This is a genomic window from Bacteroides muris (ex Fokt et al. 2023), assembly GCF_024704895.1.
Classification (GTDB): domain Bacteria; phylum Bacteroidota; class Bacteroidia; order Bacteroidales; family Bacteroidaceae; genus Bacteroides; species Bacteroides muris.
The window spans coordinates 1-16,438 of sequence record NZ_JAMZEE010000001.1 but is presented as its reverse complement, the minus strand read 5'-3'; the positions used below and the strand labels follow the sequence as shown (position 1 = coordinate 16,438).

6 protein-coding genes and 1 pseudogene are annotated in these 16,438 nt (G+C 47.7%); 5 read left to right on the top strand and 2 right to left on the bottom strand.

Annotated features, from left to right (window positions below):
* Window positions 1–256 precede the first annotated feature (256 nt).
* On the bottom strand, window positions 257–3,889 hold the full coding sequence (locus tag M1B78_RS00030; protein WP_257939545.1) for a glycoside hydrolase family 38 C-terminal domain-containing protein: 3,633 nt from the start codon (window positions 3,887–3,889) through the stop codon (window positions 257–259).
* Window positions 3,890–4,302: 413 nt separating this feature from the next.
* Here M1B78_RS00030 and M1B78_RS00025 point away from each other — a divergent pair, with 413 nt between their 5' ends.
* Window positions 4,303–6,252 (top strand): glycoside hydrolase family 97 protein, encoded by a 1,950-nt coding sequence (locus tag M1B78_RS00025; RefSeq protein ID WP_257939544.1) that lies wholly within the window; start codon window positions 4,303–4,305, stop codon window positions 6,250–6,252.
* A 161-nt stretch (window positions 6,253–6,413) separates the two neighbouring features.
* Window positions 6,414–10,481 (top strand): hybrid sensor histidine kinase/response regulator transcription factor, encoded by a 4,068-nt coding sequence (locus tag M1B78_RS00020; RefSeq protein ID WP_257939543.1) that lies wholly within the window; start codon window positions 6,414–6,416, stop codon window positions 10,479–10,481.
* Between the two features lie 207 nt (window positions 10,482–10,688).
* On the opposite strand, the gene mutS is transcribed toward M1B78_RS00020, so the two are convergent.
* Entirely contained in the window at window positions 10,689–13,304 is a 2,616-nt protein-coding gene (mutS, locus tag M1B78_RS00015) for a DNA mismatch repair protein MutS (protein ID WP_257939542.1), read from the bottom strand.
* A 971-nt stretch (window positions 13,305–14,275) separates the two neighbouring features.
* Between mutS and M1B78_RS00010 the strand changes: the two genes are divergently transcribed.
* The 3 genes and pseudogenes from M1B78_RS00010 to M1B78_RS18830 form a co-directional block, all read left to right on the top strand.
* Window positions 14,276–15,529, top strand: coding sequence for an SH3 domain-containing protein (locus M1B78_RS00010; RefSeq protein ID WP_257939541.1), 1,254 nt, complete (start codon window positions 14,276–14,278; stop codon window positions 15,527–15,529).
* An 11-nt stretch (window positions 15,530–15,540) separates the two neighbouring features.
* On the top strand, window positions 15,541–16,209 hold the full coding sequence (locus M1B78_RS00005; protein ID WP_257939540.1) for a zinc ribbon domain-containing protein: 669 nt from the start codon (window positions 15,541–15,543) through the stop codon (window positions 16,207–16,209).
* A 124-nt stretch (window positions 16,210–16,333) separates the two neighbouring features.
* Window positions 16,334–16,438 (top strand): annotated as a pseudogene (locus tag M1B78_RS18830) (IS982 family transposase); the annotation flags it as partial.

Below are 16,438 nucleotides of genomic sequence, written 5' to 3'. Positions count from 1 at the left end.
ACGGCATTAAATTGTTTGACTTGTTTTTCACTCCATCACGGGAGCCTTCTATATAAACCCTATTAAAAACGATTGCAAAAATAGGCAGTAAGACTAAAAGCCAACTATAAATCCATGACATTACCGTCCACATTCCGGACATGGCAGAATTTTGAAACAAGTTTGTCACAAAATGAATACAGTAAACCCGCATCTAAAAAATCAGCGGATACGTACTAAAACGTACCCGCTTTAGAGATAAAGAAGCGACTCCTATTTATTTTGCATACACTTCCATTTCATAAATGCGCACATCCTTACCGGAAGCCGATTGCATGGGTTGTGTCACTAAAAGACGCAGGTAGCGGACACTTTCAGGCTTATTTAGCGTGCGGTTCAGTACATTCTTGCCATTGCCCGAAACATAGTCCAGTGTGCGCCATTCACTGTTCTTGTCGGTCTTACCTTGCAGGAAGCAGGAGGAAGTGACGTAGGAATGGTTTTCGCCGGCAGCGTTCAGTAACTTCCAGCCGTTAATGCTCCTTTCACTGCCTAAATCAAAGTCTACGTAGTGGGGCATTTCAGCAATGGCACACCACTTGGTGTTTTCGTCGCCGTCTACCATGAAAGTCGGCTTCTCTTTCTCGTTCACATAGCTTGAATAGCCCATTACCATGTCCTGCTTCAGAATGTTCACTCTCTCTGCAGAGCTTTCCGCCTGATAGCCATCGCACTTGTTTGCCGTGCGGAACAGTTCGGAAACGGGGCAAACGGAAGCAGCTGCAACATTAGTCAAAGTGGCGGCAAAGATAACAATATCCTTATTATCGGGCAATACCACTTCAGTAGCCTTCTCAGGCAGGTCGATGGCGAACTTAAACATGTAAGTGAATTCATACGGCTGATCGCCTTCACCAGAATGACGGTGCGTACCTACATAGGCAACTTCAGCATCTTTCAGATAACCTTCCGTATGTCCGGTGTGCCCCCACTGGCCGATGAAGCCAGTATAAGAAGGTACAATAATCTCCTGCACGGACTTGCCCGTGCGGAATATCCCCTTCACATCTTTATCAGAAGCGGCGGCAGCAAGGATATAGAGTCTGTTATAAGCACAGTCGGCAGGCAGTTTCAGCACATTGCCCTTGCAAGCCATGCCATTCAGTTCTTCACGCGTCTCCAATTTGAAAGGCACTCCATTCACATTCATCTCGGTAGGTATCAACTCGGCAGCGTAAGAATAGCCGGCCTCAAAGTCGGCAGCAGCCTTGAACTCGTTCCAACTGAAACACTTCTTATCATAAGCAAGCGGCAATGGCCGGGCCACCGTCTGCACCTTCTTATTGGAAGCGAAACGTACCTTGTAGGTCTTAATGCCGTTTGGATTGACTGACACTTCCAAGCGATTTTCACTGAATGCAGCCTTACCGATGGTCTTTTCCGTACCATCTGCTTCTACAGCAGCCACAAGGTTGTCGGCAAAGACAATCGAGGCTTTCTGCGCCTGCTTGCCTCCGGCTTCATACACGCGTACCACATATTCATCTGAGCTTTCGGCTTTCTTTAAGGCTTTAATAAGGACATTCCGGTTGTCGGAAAAAGCCAATGAATAACTCTTGCCCAATTCGCCGCGGTGCTTTCCAACAGCAAATGCCTTGATGCGCTGGTTCAGCAGTTCGGCATTCTCGCGGGTCCGAACTACGTCCAAAGCGCCTGTATGACCTACCAAGCTGTAAGTAAAGGTATGACGGCCGAAGTCTTGACGGTCTTGGTAAGCATAGTTACTTTTTGTCTTCGGAGTGTGTAGCAAAGTGAGACGCAGGGTATTGTTGTCGGGCTTGTCCCAGCCATATTTGCTGTCGTTCATAATGGAAACACCGTAAGAACCGTTAGCGTCTGTCAGGTCGGCCCAGTATTGGGCATATACTTCGTAAGCGGTCAAGATGTTGTTTCCTCTCTGCACGCTGCCTACACCCAAATCGTAAGTAGCTTTCTCGTTGTTCAGGTTGAGGGGGAACTCGGCCTTCAGCAGGGCATTGGCAGACTGCCAGTCCACTTCGTTGGTGAAGTCGATGCGGTGGGCCAATATGCCTTCATACAGATGGATGTACTGGCGGAAGAAAGAATCACCGTGGCGTTTCTCCACGCAGAGAGTCTTACGCAGTGCCCCGTTTTCGCAGAGGGTCATTTTCACATCCTCGGTGATGGAGATAGGAGTAGCGTCCACAGTCTTCTTCAATATCTCCCATGCGGGCCACTCGAACGATTCGTTTTCAGTGAAGAGAGCCAGGCGAATGGCCTTGCCGGCTTTCACCAGTTCCTTGTTGTTTTTCTTGTCGAGCAGTGAAGTGATGTCACCGTTCTCGTTCAGTGTCAGCTTGTAGAGCGAATTTTCGATACTTGTGGCTTCAACAGCAGACACCTTTCTGCCCTCGCCGGAGAGACGGACATCGTAAACCGCATATCCGTTGGCGGGTACAGTGGCTTCTACTAACAAACGAACCTTTCCATCGGTGTATGAAACCAACTGCGAAGCCACCTGCTTGCCTTGTTCATTGTACACTGCCACGCCTTTGGGAAAACGGGGTGCTTTCACCTCCATAGTCACCACATCGGCAGCCTTGAATCCCGAAGCGTTATAGAGCACTACGGGAATCCCCTTGACACGAGTATCAAGCTTGCCTGCCACACTTCCCACGGCATGAGTCAGGATGCCGGAGAATTGCTTCAGAGAAAGCAACTCATCGTTCCATGAGAATTCGTAGGCACGAGGAATGCTGGTACCCGTCAGGTCATCGTGAAACTGATGGAAAATGAAGCGTTGCCAAGATTCCGTCAAACTCTTCCCGGGATATTCGGCAGTGCCTAAAAGGGCGGCAGCTACAGAAGCACGTTCGGCGGCATCACCCAAAAGTTCATTCTGGCGATTGTAAAGCTTCATGGCGGCCTGTGAAGTGTAGCAGCCGGTGCCATGAACGTCCATCAGCAGTTCGCCGTCAAATACGGGGAGCTCGGAATGAGCGTCATATGGTTGGTAATCCTTAAACAGCTGGTCGCTGGTAGCACTGATAATCTTCAACGGGCCGTCTCCCTTGATGCCTTTCTCCACGGAAGCCACGGAAGCGATGGTAGGTGAACCACCCACATCACCTGTTCCATAGTAGCGGTAGACGGTATTCAAGGGAGTACATCTGGAGAGTTCCATCAGATATTTGCTTTCTGAAAGGTCTTCATTGTCCCAACGACGGCCATAATCATATCCGTGAGCCAGCATGACGGACGCTCCATCCACCCCTTTCCACAGTCCGACGGTAAAAGGATGCTTGCTCTTGCCGTAGAAAGGATTGTTACGCCAGTCCAGCTTCTGTGAAGAGAATCCTATCAGCCCGCAATGGGCGGCAACGGTGGGCAATGTCCATCCGAACCCGAAACAGTCGGGCAGGAAGATGTCGGTGCTCTCCACACCCAGCTCCTTGCGGTAAAACTCCTGCCCCAGCATGATATTGCGGATGAACGACTCGATGGAGGGCACCAAAGTATCGGTAGCATCCCAACTGGCCCCGCTCACGTGCCAGCGGCCTGCCTTTACAAAGGCCTTCATCAGTTCGTATTCACGAGGATAATACTCCTTCATCCAGGCATACTTCACACCACCCTCGAAATTGAAGATGTAGTCGGGATACTGGTTCAAGAGGAAAAGATTCTGGTTCAGGGTATTCCAGACATACTCCTTGATGGTGGTCTGGATGTCCCAGTTCCACTGTGTGTCCAGGTGGGCATCCGCCACCATATACGCTTTCGCTTTCTGCGGTGCAGCGGTCTGGGCCGATAAGTGTCCGCCTGCAACGGCCAACATTACGGCTCCCGCTATCAGGCGGGCCTTCCCCGCCAGCATTGGTCTCCTTTTCATGGTTCTGCTATTATTGGTTTTCATTGAATAAAAGATAATTCCCTGACATACCGGACACAAGTGAAAAAGTTCCGGAATACTTGTTGCAAAGTTCGGAAGAACATATGCAAAAGTTTGAGAAAACATAGATTCGGTTCTATCCCAAGCCTTGGGATAGAAATCCCAAAGCTTGAAACGGACATCCGCAACCTTGGGACAGACATCCGCAATCTTGAGACAAAGTACAAGAATCCGATGCCCGGCCTCAGCACAAAGGTAGCCCGGGCTCCACTCCCGTACTGTACAGATTCGCGACATAGATATGTAAAAAACCGTTCATGGCATGATTTCATACATTTATGTCATAAATAGAACACACTTCTTGCAGACCACGGACTACTTTTGCATACAGTAAAAATCGAAAAGCCAATAGCATGAAAAAACAACTCCTACTCCCGGCAGCCCTCTGCCTTTCACTGACCATTTTCGGACAGAAAGTACATCAACTGACCTCACCTAGCGGGAACATCCGCATCTCGCTGGAGCTGACCGACCAAATCCGATATGACGTAGCCCAAGGAAACCAAACATTGATGGACAGCTGTGTCATCGGCTTGGAAACCGCCAACCGTCAGCTGGGCATCCATCCCAAACTGGACAAGGCCGTACGCCAAAGCGTAAACGAGGAGCTGACTCCCGTGGTGCCCCTGAAATTCTCTACCGTAACCAACCGCTACAATCGGTTGCTGCTGAAATTCAAAGGAGACTATTCGGTGGAGTTCCGCGCCTTTGACGACGGATTTGCCTACCGTTTCCTCACTGACTTGAAAGGCGAGCAAGAAATAATAAATGAAATCCTGCGACTGAACCTTGTGGATGGCTGCCTGCTACATCTTCAGCAACCTGACGGCTTTAAGACTTCCTATGAAGAAGAATATCGCCACCAAACAAGCAGTGAATGGAAAAACTCCAATCGTATGGCTCTGCTTCCCCTTTTAGCCAGCACACCCGAAGGTGACAAAATCCTCATGAGTGAAACCAATCTGACAGACTATCCCGCCATGTTCCTGAAAAACGACGGACAAGGCGGTATTGCCTCCGTCTTCCCCCGTCTGCCTCTTGAGTTCGGAGAAGACGGCGACCGCAGTCTCAAGATTCTGAAAGAAGCCAACTGCATAGCCCGTACTGCAGGAAAGCGCAGTTATCCGTGGCGTTACTTCGTCATTACCGATGATGACCGCAAACTTATAGAAAACACCCTATCCTATCGCCTCGCTGAAAAGAATGTCATAGAAAACACCTCTTGGATTAAACCCGGACTGGCCAGCTGGGAATGGTGGAACGGAGCCATACCCTACGGCCCCGACGTAGACTTCAAGGCCGGCTGCAACCTTGACACCTACAAGTACTTTATCGACTTCGCATCCCACTATGGCGTAGAATATATAGTAATGGACGAAGGTTGGGCCATGAACACCCGAGACCCCTATACACCCAATCCCACGGTAGACATACACGAACTCATCCGCTACGGCAAAGAGAAAAACGTAGGCATTGTGCTATGGCTCACTTGGCTTACGGTAGAAAATCACTTCGACCTATTCGAAACCTTCGAAAAATGGGACGTGAAAGGCGTAAAGATAGATTTCATGGATCGTAGCGACCAATGGATGGTGAACTTCTATGAACGCGTGGCACGCGAAGCCGCCAAACACCATCTCTTCGTGGACTTCCACGGTGCCTTCAAACCTGCCGGATTAGAATACAAATACCCCAACGTACTCTCCTACGAAGGCGTGAGAGGCATGGAGCAGATGGGTGGATGCCGTCCCGACAACAGTGTCTATTTCCCCTTCATACGCAACGCAGTAGGAGCCATGGACTATACTCCCGGCGCCATGCTCAGCATGCAGCCCGAGGTCTACCGTTCCGAACGTCCCAATTCTGCCAGCATCGGCACACGTGCCTATCAGATGGCACTCTTTGTTCTCTTTGAAACCGGCCTGCAGATGATGGCAGACAACCCTACCCTCTACTACCGCAACGACGAGTGCACCCGCTTCATCACCCAAGTACCTCAAACATGGGACGAAACCATCGCCCTCGAAGCCGAAGCAGGAGAGTATGCCGTCGTGGCCAAACGCAAAGGAGAACAATGGTATATAGGAGGCATGACCAACAACCGCGAACGTGAACGGGTCTTCAACATCTCCCTCGATTTTCTGCAAGAAGGAAAAAACTATCTCATGACCTCTTTTGAAGACGGCATCAACGCTGACCACCAGGCCATGGACTACCGCAAACAAGAACGAACCTTGAAGAAAGGCGACCGTATCACAGTCCGTTTGGCACGCAACGGCGGATTCGCTGCGGTCATCCGCTGATCATATCCATACCTATCTGCTCCGTACAAATACATTTCTAAAAAATACGGAGCAGATACAAAGCAAACAGTAATCCTGCAACTGAAGAAATATATTGCGAATATTGACTGTTTCCACCTTAAAATATATCTTTGCACACTAAAATCAATACAACAAGCCACATGAAAGACATATACTGGAAAGGCCATACAATTTTATTGCTCGTCAGTCTCTTATGCTGTGTTCCGGATTTTGTACACGCCTACAGTCTACGGCAATTCTCCAACAAGAACGGTCTTTCCAATAGTGCCATCCAATCCCTTTACCAAGACAGCCAAGGTGTACTCTGGATAGGAACATGCGACGGACTGAACGTGTTTGACGGCAACAATATTCACCTATATACACCAGTTGATGTGTCACGTAACCTATTGTCAGGCAATATCATCAGCCAAATCGTAGAATCAGAGCCAGGCATACTGTGGTTACAAACCAACTACGGGTTGGACAGATTGGATACATACCGACAAACCTGCCGAACCTTTACCGAATTCAAGGACAACATCTTCTTGGCACGAAGCAACAACAAGTGCATGTTAGTGCTGAAAGATGACGGGAATCTGTATCACTACCAACAAGAGAACCAGAGATTTTTACAGCTGAACACCTCTTCCATGGATTTCAATAAAGTACTGTCCATGACTATCGATTCCAACAACTTGCTTTGGATATTCGCAACCGGAAACAACACTCGTTGCTATCGGCTGAATCACACGGGAAAAAGCGTGACTCTGATTCCGGAAAAACCATTTGGACATCACGGCCTGAAGCATGCCTTTATCGGAAAAGATTCAGCCTACTTCATTGATGAAACCTATGCCCTCTACGAATATAGTTTCAGTAACCGACAGTGTTACTACATTGCCGACCTGAAGGACGAAATAGAAAAACGGGGTGAAGTATCTTCCATCATCAAACGAGAAAATGACTTCTGCATCGGTTTCAAAAGCAGCGGCTTGATAGTACTGAAATATGAAGCGAACCAAAAGATTAAATACCGTATAGAGTACACCGAAATACAGTCGGGTATCTTCTGCCTGATGAAAGACAAATTCCAAGACATCGTATGGGTAGCTACCGACGGAGAAGGACTATACATGCTTTACAATGACACGTTCACCATGACCAACACTCTGCTCAATACTCCCGCATATCAAGTGAACAACCCGGTACGCAGCCTCTACCTCGACCCACAGCAAACCCTATGGATAGGAACCAAGGGAAGCGGCATATTGCGCATACCGAACTATCTTGTCGACAGTACCCCCGAAAAACATGATCGTCTCATCACTGGTAACAGTACATTGACCGACAACTCCGTCTACTGCTTTGCACCCGGTGGAAAAGACCGACTTTGGATAGGCACGGAAAACGGTATCAATTATTACTCTTATTCTACCCATCAACTGAAAGAACTGGCGGTACAAGCCAATGGGACTAAAGTGAAATATGTGCACTCCATCGACCAAACCAATGACAGTACACTGTGGATTTCCACCGTGGGCGAAGGAATCGTAAAGGTGACACTAGAAAATCAGAGAAAGGATCCTACTGTGAAGCATGCCACACGGACTTTGGTGAGCAACGGACACATGGCATCAAACTACTTTTTCACCTCCTACCGCGAAAGCAGCTCTGCGCTGTGGTTCGGGAACAGAGGGCTCGGGGCCTACCGTATTGACGTGCATACCGGAGAGATGGCACAGTTCCGCTTCAACAACTTGGTAAACAGCCAAACCGCCAACGATGTGTTCGCCATACACAAAAACGAGCAAGGCTACTGGCTGGGCACCGGATCGGGGCTTCTCCGCTTCCACCCGAACGAAGGCGGAAACCCAGACAGCATCAGTGCAAAGCTCTACACCAACAGCACCGTACATGGTATCTTGGAGGACAACCGGAGCAATCTCTGGGTAAGCACCAATCAAGGATTAATGAGACTCAACCCCCAAGAACAGACCAAGCAAACCTACAACAACGGAAACGGACTGGCCGTGACCGAATTTAGTGATGGAGCCTTCTACAAAGACAATGCCACGGGAATTCTTTTCTTTGGAGGTGTAAACGGCTTCGTCACCGTGAGGCCCGATTCTTACATTACCACAGACTATATGCCCGACATCAGCCTGAAAGGACTTTCCATCTTTGGTAAAGAATATAACCTACATGACTTTCTACATAACAAAAACGGAAAACCCGTGCTACAACTGGACTATAAACACAACTTCTTCCAGCTGAACTTCCGGATAACAGACTACATTAACGGAAACGACTATTTCTACTCCTATAAACTAAAGGAAGCAAGCGACCAATGGATAGAAAACGGAGTTTCACCCAATGCCATCTTCTCCAACCTTTCCCCCGGAGAATATACTCTGTTTGTGAAATACCGCAATAACATCAACGGTAAAGAAAGCCATCCGCAAGCCTTCACTATTTACATCGCTCCGCCTTGGTATCTCAGTTCCTGGGCCTATGTGGGCTACTTTTTGTTAGGATTACTACTATGTGCAGGCATAGTTGCCTATGCATTCCATACCTACCGCCTGAAGCGGCAGCACATGATGAAGAAAATGGAACGACAGAAAAAAGAGGAAATCTATGAATCAAAACTACGCTTCTTCACCAACATTACCCACGAGTTTTGCACCCCCCTCACCCTGATTCAGGGACCGTGCGAAAAGATACTCACCCACAAGGAGACAGACATCTACACGCACCGCTACGCCAAGATGATTCAGCAAAATGTGGAAAAGCTGAACGGACTCATTGTGGAGCTGCTGGAATTCAGAAGACTGGAAACCGAAAACAAAATGCTCTCCATACAGCCACAGCCTGTTTCCGAAAAGTTAAGGGACATCGCCGAATCCTTTGGCGACATGGCAGAAAACAGAGAAATGAACTACCGCCTCGACATCGCCCCCGAACTGATATGGAACACCGACCTGAGCTGCTTCAACAAAATAGCCGGAAACCTCATATCCAATGCTTTCAAGTACACACCCGACAAGGGGAACATCTGCATAACATTGTATGCAAAAAACGAACGTCTCATTTTGAAGATAGCCAATACCGGCAAAGGCATCACACCCGAAAATCTCGGAAAGATATTCGACCGCTATAAGATTCTCGATTCCGTGGAGATGAACGGCAAAAACTCAAGAAACGGACTGGGACTGGCCATCTGCAAAAGCATGGTGACGCTGCTGGAAGGGGAGATAAACATCGAAAGCATACCGGGCGAACTGACCACCTTCACTGTAAGCCTGCCCTCGCTATCTCCCAACGGACAAGAGGTACCACAAACCGCATACGAAACGGCTTCTCCAAGCATTCTCACCAAAGAAGCGCAAGAACTGCCCGAAAAATACACCCGAGAATTCGACACAAACAAGCAGACGGTCATGGTGATAGATGATGACCCTTCCATGCTATGGTTCGTATCCGAAATATTCACGGAGAAATACAACGTACTCTCCTTCAATAATGCCCAAAAGGCATTAAACAGCTTGGAGCAGCGACAGCCAGACCTCATCATCTCAGACGTGATGATGCCCGATATAGACGGGCTATCCTTCACCTCCGCTATCAAGCAACATAAGCTGTGGAGCCATATCCCCCTCATCCTGCTCTCGGCACTGCATCACGAAGACGACCAAGTAAAAGGACTGGAATCTGGAGCGGATGCCTATGTCACCAAGCCTTTCAACGTGAAATACTTGGAAAAGATGGTCTATCATCTCATCCGCCGCGAAGAAAACCTGAAGGAATATTATAGTTCGGCACTCAGCACCTTTACCTGGAAAGAAGGAAGCTGCCTGCACAAAGAAGAACAGGAATTCTTAGAAAAAATGACAGAAGTCATTGAAAAGAACTTGGCCAATCCCGACCTGCAAGTAGAACTCTTGAGTAAAGAAATGGGCTACAGTAGCCGACAGTTCTACCGTAAGCTGAAACCACTTACCGACAAATCGCCTGCCGACATCATCAAAGAATACCGCCTCTCCACGGCAGAACGCTTGTTAGTCTCCAGCAACTTCACCATCGAAGAGCTGATGGACCGCACGGGATTCACCAACCGAAGCACTTTTTATAAAGCTTTTTCACAACGTTACGGAATGCCGCCCCGTCAATACAGCGAACAGCAAAGAAAGAACGTGAAAGAAGGGCAGGAAATTACTAATGCCTAATCATCTTATACCATCTGCATTTATTAAGAAGAAGCTATTTTTTTGAGTATCGCAGTCACCGGGCGGCTTGCTACCGCAGCCGCAACAACACGAACTCACGAACAACCCAAATGAAATGACCAGAATATTTCGGGCGTGAACAAGGCATGCCAAACAGCTATCTCAATGCCCAATTCAACCTGGCCCCTTACTTGAAAGAGGGTGGAATCATTTCCCCTTCACTATCCTCTTTATATCATTCAGCTTGTTCAGCGCCTCCAGCGGCGTAAGGTTATTCACATCCAGATTCAGTATCTCGTCGCGTATCTGGCACAGCACCGGATCGTCGAGCTGGAAGAAGCTGAGTTGCATGCCGCCGCGCGTCTCTCCCACTTCCGGCATCGGCTTGCCGGAAATTCCCTGCTGGCGGTTGTCCGTTTCAAGTTGTTTCAGAATGTCGTTGGCACGCTTTACAATGCTTTTCGGCATACCTGCCATCTTTGCCACATGAATACCGAAGGAGTGCTCACTGCCACCCCGCTCCAGCTTACGCAGGAAAATGACCTTGTTATCTATCTCCTTGACCGACACATTGTAATTCTTGATGCGCCGGAAACTTTTCTCCATCTCGTTCAGTTCATGGTAGTGCGTGGCAAAGAGCGTGCGCGCTTTCGCTTTCGGATGCTCATGGATGTGCTCCACGATTGCCCAGGCGATGGAAATACCGTCATACGTGGAAGTGCCGCGTCCCAGCTCGTCGAACAGTACCAGGCTACGCGGAGAAAGGTTGTTCAGGATGTCTGCCGCCTCGTTCATCTCTACCATAAAGGTAGACTCGCCCACGGAAATATTATCGCTGGCCCCCACACGGGTGAATATCTTATCCACCAACCCGATATGGGCATTCTCCGCAGGTACGAAACTGCCGATTTGAGCCAGCAACGTAATCAATGCCGTCTGCCTCAGCAAAGCGGACTTACCCGCCATATTGGGACCTGTTATGATAATAATCTGCTGGGTCTGGCTATCCAGCATCACATCGTTGGCAATATACTTCTCGCCGATGGGAAGCTGTTTCTCAATCACCGGATGCCGTCCCTGGCGGATTTCCAGCACATCGTCGTCGGCAACGACGGGACGTATATAGTTGTTCTCGCGTGCTGCCGTGGCAAAGGAGAGTAGGCAGTCCAGACGCGCTATCTGGTTCGCATTAATCTGAATGGCAGGAATGAACTCGCTCAGAGATTGCACCAGCTCTGCATAGAGTTGTGTTTCCAGCACCAGTATCTTGTCCTCCGCGCCGAGAATTTTCTCTTCGTACTCCTTCAATTCCTGGGTAATGTAGCGTTCGGCATTGGCAAGGGTCTGCTTGCGTATCCACTCTGCCGGCACTTTGTCTTTATGCGTGTTGCGCACCTCGATGTAGTAGCCAAAGACATTATTGTAGCCTATCTTCAAGCTGGGAATTTCCGTCAGCTCGCTCTCGCGCTGCTGTATCTGCAACAAATAATCCTTACCGGAGTAAGCAATCCGGCGCAACTCGTCCAGTTCGGCACTGACACCGGACTTGATGACACCTCCTTTATTAATCAGCAACGGCGGGTCATTGTCTATCTCCCTGTCGATGCGGTCGCGGATGGACTGGCAGATGTTCAACTGTTCGCCTATATGATTCAGACTGGCATTGTCGGCCTCCATACAAGCCGCCTTGATGGGTTCAATGGCCTGCAAAGCCACCTTCAGCGCCACCACCTCACGCGGAGAGACACGGCCTACCGCCACTTTGGAGATGATACGTTCCAAGTCGCCTATCAAATGCAACTGTTCCTCTATCAGTTCCTTGAGATCGGGCTGGCGGAAGAAGTATTCCACCACATTCAGCCGCTCGTTAATCGGCTGCACGTCTTTCAACGGGAATACCAGCCAACGTTTCAGCAAGCGGGCACCCATCGGGCTGATGGTCTTGTCTATCACGTTCAGCAGACTGCTGCCGCCATCGTTCATGCTGCCCATCAGCTCCAGGCTGCGCACTGTGAACTTATCCAGGCGGACATACTTATCCTCCTCGATGCGTGCCAGCGAAGTAACATGCCCAATCTGCGTATGCTGCGTCATGATGAGGTATTGCAGGATGGCTCCCGAAGCTATGATGCCGTTCTTGAGATGCTCTACACCGAAGCCTTTCAGGTTCTTCACCTCGAAATGCTTCAGCAGCTTCTCCCGGGCCGAGGTCTCGGTAAACACCCAGTCGTCCAACTCGAAAGTGAAGAACTTGCTGCCGAAGTTTCCCTCGAACATCAAGCGCTTGCCACGCTCGAAAAGCACTTCTTTCGGGGCAAAATTGTTCAGCAGCTTGTCCACATAGTCGAACAGTCCCTCAGCCGTCAGAAATTCGCCCGTAGATATATCCAGAAAAGCCACTCCGCAAGCTCCTTTGCCGAAATGGACGGCAGCCAGGAAGTTGTTTTCCCGGTAGTTCAGCACATTGTCGTTGATGGATACTCCCGGCGTCACCAGTTCCGTGATGCCGCGCTTCACCAGCTTCTTCGTCAGCTTCGGGTCTTCCAGTTGGTCGCAAATAGCCACACGCTTACCGGCACGTATCAGTTTAGGCAGATAAGTATCGAGCGCATGATGTGGGAAACCCGCCATCTCGATGGTCTTCCCCTTGCCGTTGGCACGTTTGGTCAAGGTAATACCGAGAATTTCGGACGCAACGACAGCATCGGTGGAATAGGTTTCATAGAAGTCACCACAACGAAACAGCATGACAGCATCGGGATGCTTTGCCTTCAAGTCAAGGAACTGTTTCATCATCGGGGTAAGGACAATATCTTCGTGCATACGGGTCTTTAGTTTTTAATTTCCAAAGCTTTGAGCCAAGAGAACAGAAGACCGCCAAGTAAAGCCCAAAACTTAATGTGACAAAGATAATTCTTTTTTAGAAAACACTCACGGAGAGGCTTCAAAACCTTAGCAAGCCTTAACAAAGAGACGCATTTTCCTAAAACATGTTATAAAACAGCCTTTTTTATTTGCTTTATTTGGAGATAAGCAAAAAGTCCGTACCTTTGCAATGTGTTTTTCATAGTATTAGATTTAAGGTTAACAAAGGTTGGAGTACAGCGGTACTCCTTTTTTTATGCCTATACTCAGCATCATTGATGATGGCTTCTATAAACGGTTCAGGATTACTGTTTCTTTTGCCCTATATACCAAACATATTCGTAGTATTTATGCTGTCTTGATGGCACGGTAGCCGGCATTTTCCACCGCCCAGCATTACCGCGACCACGGTGCAGACCGACTACATCAAAAAAACAGGAAAAGGAAATGCTTCGTCCTGCGCATCAACGGGAAGAACATCCTCGACTGGTTTAGGAAGCAGTTCGAGAGGCTGCTCCAACAATACAACAACCACAACGAAAAAACAAGGAATTCAAACTGTAATGATTATAAATACTTATGTGCCAACATAAAAAATGCAGGAAATGTTATTGCACTTCCTACATTTTTCATATTTTTGCATTTGGAGAGAGGAAGCTCCCTCCAAGACATTTTAGAATTTGAAGAAGCGTTATGCTTATCTTGTGGTTGGGAACCTAGGAAATTCACAATTGTACACAAGGATAGCATAGTGGTTCTCACGCATATAGCGTGGGCTGCTATACCCATATCCGTGTACAAGGTTTTCCTAGGACCTCCAACCAGAACGTGGCATGCAGTCTCACGCTTTTATGTTGAATGGCCCCCGGAGAGGCTGAGAGAGGTAAATTTATTCGAAATATTATGAATGTGCGTTACCTATTGATTTTATGCGGACGTTTTTGTTATTCATGGCCTGCAAAGACTCTCCCAAGCAAAAGTCTCCCTCTTTCTCAAAGAATCCAAACCACTCGTATGTAATTGCAATAAAATCGGACATTAGTGTCAAAAAAGAACCGGTGGAAGGCAAGCTGGTAGGGTTCATTGAACGTGGAGAAATATGCGAACTGGTAGATTCGGTCAACGGATGGTATAAAGTGCGGCTACGTACAGGTGAAAAGGGCTATGTCAACAGCGAATTCTCCAAAGTGCTATCCCACGATTCTATTCCGAAGGAGGCTTTTGAATCGTATTGCCCTTTGGCAGAGCCTAGAGTTCAGTATGGCGACCTGTCCTTCAGGGTAGATGGAAATAATGTATTTATGGCGAGGGCCTACAATTCCGTGCCAGAAGATGGAGACCTTTGGAAATCGGTTTACCAAGGAGCAACAATCTATTATGGAAAGATAGAAGGAAACCGACTGGTCTTCACACGTAGCTTGTCACGCTTTGATTTGACTTTGGACTCCCTTGCTCCATCGGAGCTGGAGGAAATAGAGCCTTACACTGCGTATTATTCACCCGTAGAAAGAGGATTCATTTTTGAAGGAGCACTGTTCAAGGCTGTAGATTTGGATGAAGACTTGAATACGATTTCAGTTAATGAAGATACTGGAGTTCCTCATCCTTTGTCGGCACGCAAAGGTCTCTGTATATATGGGAATGTAGAAAGTGTGGCTGATAGTGAAGGGAAATTTATTCGGTTTGATAAAGTAGGAAATATATTGGAAATCAGTGAAGGGAATGAATCTTCTACAACTTACAGTTATAATGCCGAACGTACAAAATATAACAGAAGCAACTGGGGTTCTTATATCATTACATACAGTGACCATAAGCGGAGCGATATGAGTTCAGATGAATCTGATATGGAAGGTTCTGTAGAATATCTTTTTGACGAGCAGGACAGAATCATAGAACGTAAAAGTCAGGTGAAAATGATTTACCTCACAGAAAAATTTACTTACACCGGAGCGAACCTTCTTCCTGATAGTAAAAGTGTACACGATTACGATGAAACCGGAGATTATCTTACCACAGACAGGTATGAGTATCTGGAAGCGGACGAACACGGGAATTGGTTAAAGCGGAAAGTAATCCGCACCAATCAGGTGAAGGAGTATAAGGAGAATGGTGAGTCATTCTCTATCAAAACAGAGCCGGAACGTATCGAGACACAATCCCTTAAGTATTTCAACAACTAAAAATAACTATTATGAGTACGAAAATGAAATTCAAGTGTACTTCATGCCAATACATATTTGAACATGATGCTTATCAAAAAGAATGTTTCTGTCCGAAGTGTGGCAACACCAGTGAACGTTGTGCAGAAGAAGAACAGTTTATTGTCTGTAGTGAATGTGGAACTGAAATTCCTAACGGTGCAACATCGTGCCCCACATGCGGGTGCCCCATATCTGCCACGAAAAATCGCCATTGCCATGAATGTGGCGCTGAACTGGCTGATTGCGTACACGTTTGTCCGCAATGCGGATGTCCCGTTGTACCAGCTGCACCGATTGCCGTTTCACCCATCCCTCCGGTATCCATTACACAGACAACATCTCCTATAGAGGTTGAAGAGCAGGAACTTTCCCTTCCCCCAAGGAGCAGAGCTTTATATTGGTTTATTGGTGGTATTGTATTGGTGCTGTTAGTAAGTTTCGGTATATTTTATTATACGACCGATTATTTTAAGGATAAGACCACCACATTGGAATCTATCGTAGGTACTTCGCAGCAAGTAGTGATTGATGGTGTCAACCTACGTTTACGGTATGCACCATCGCCGGATGCAGAAACATACAAGTGGGCTGACGGAACTAACCGCCACCCGGAGAAAGGTGAACGGTTTCCTTATCTAGGAGACATAGGAGACTTTTAACGTGAGTTCGGGATAAGGAACGCCATGAAACAGTTGAATCGGCAGCTTGAAAAAGTTGCCGATTCTTTTGGTAGCATCATTGATATTTAGTAATTTAGAGGTACCAAACAATAAATACTATATCATGATTACCGAAAGTAAAGTTACAGATTTTTTTTGTATTGCCGATGATTTCTGCAAGGAATTTGAGGTTGAGATGGCAAAAAACGCCCTTCCGTCCACAACAGAC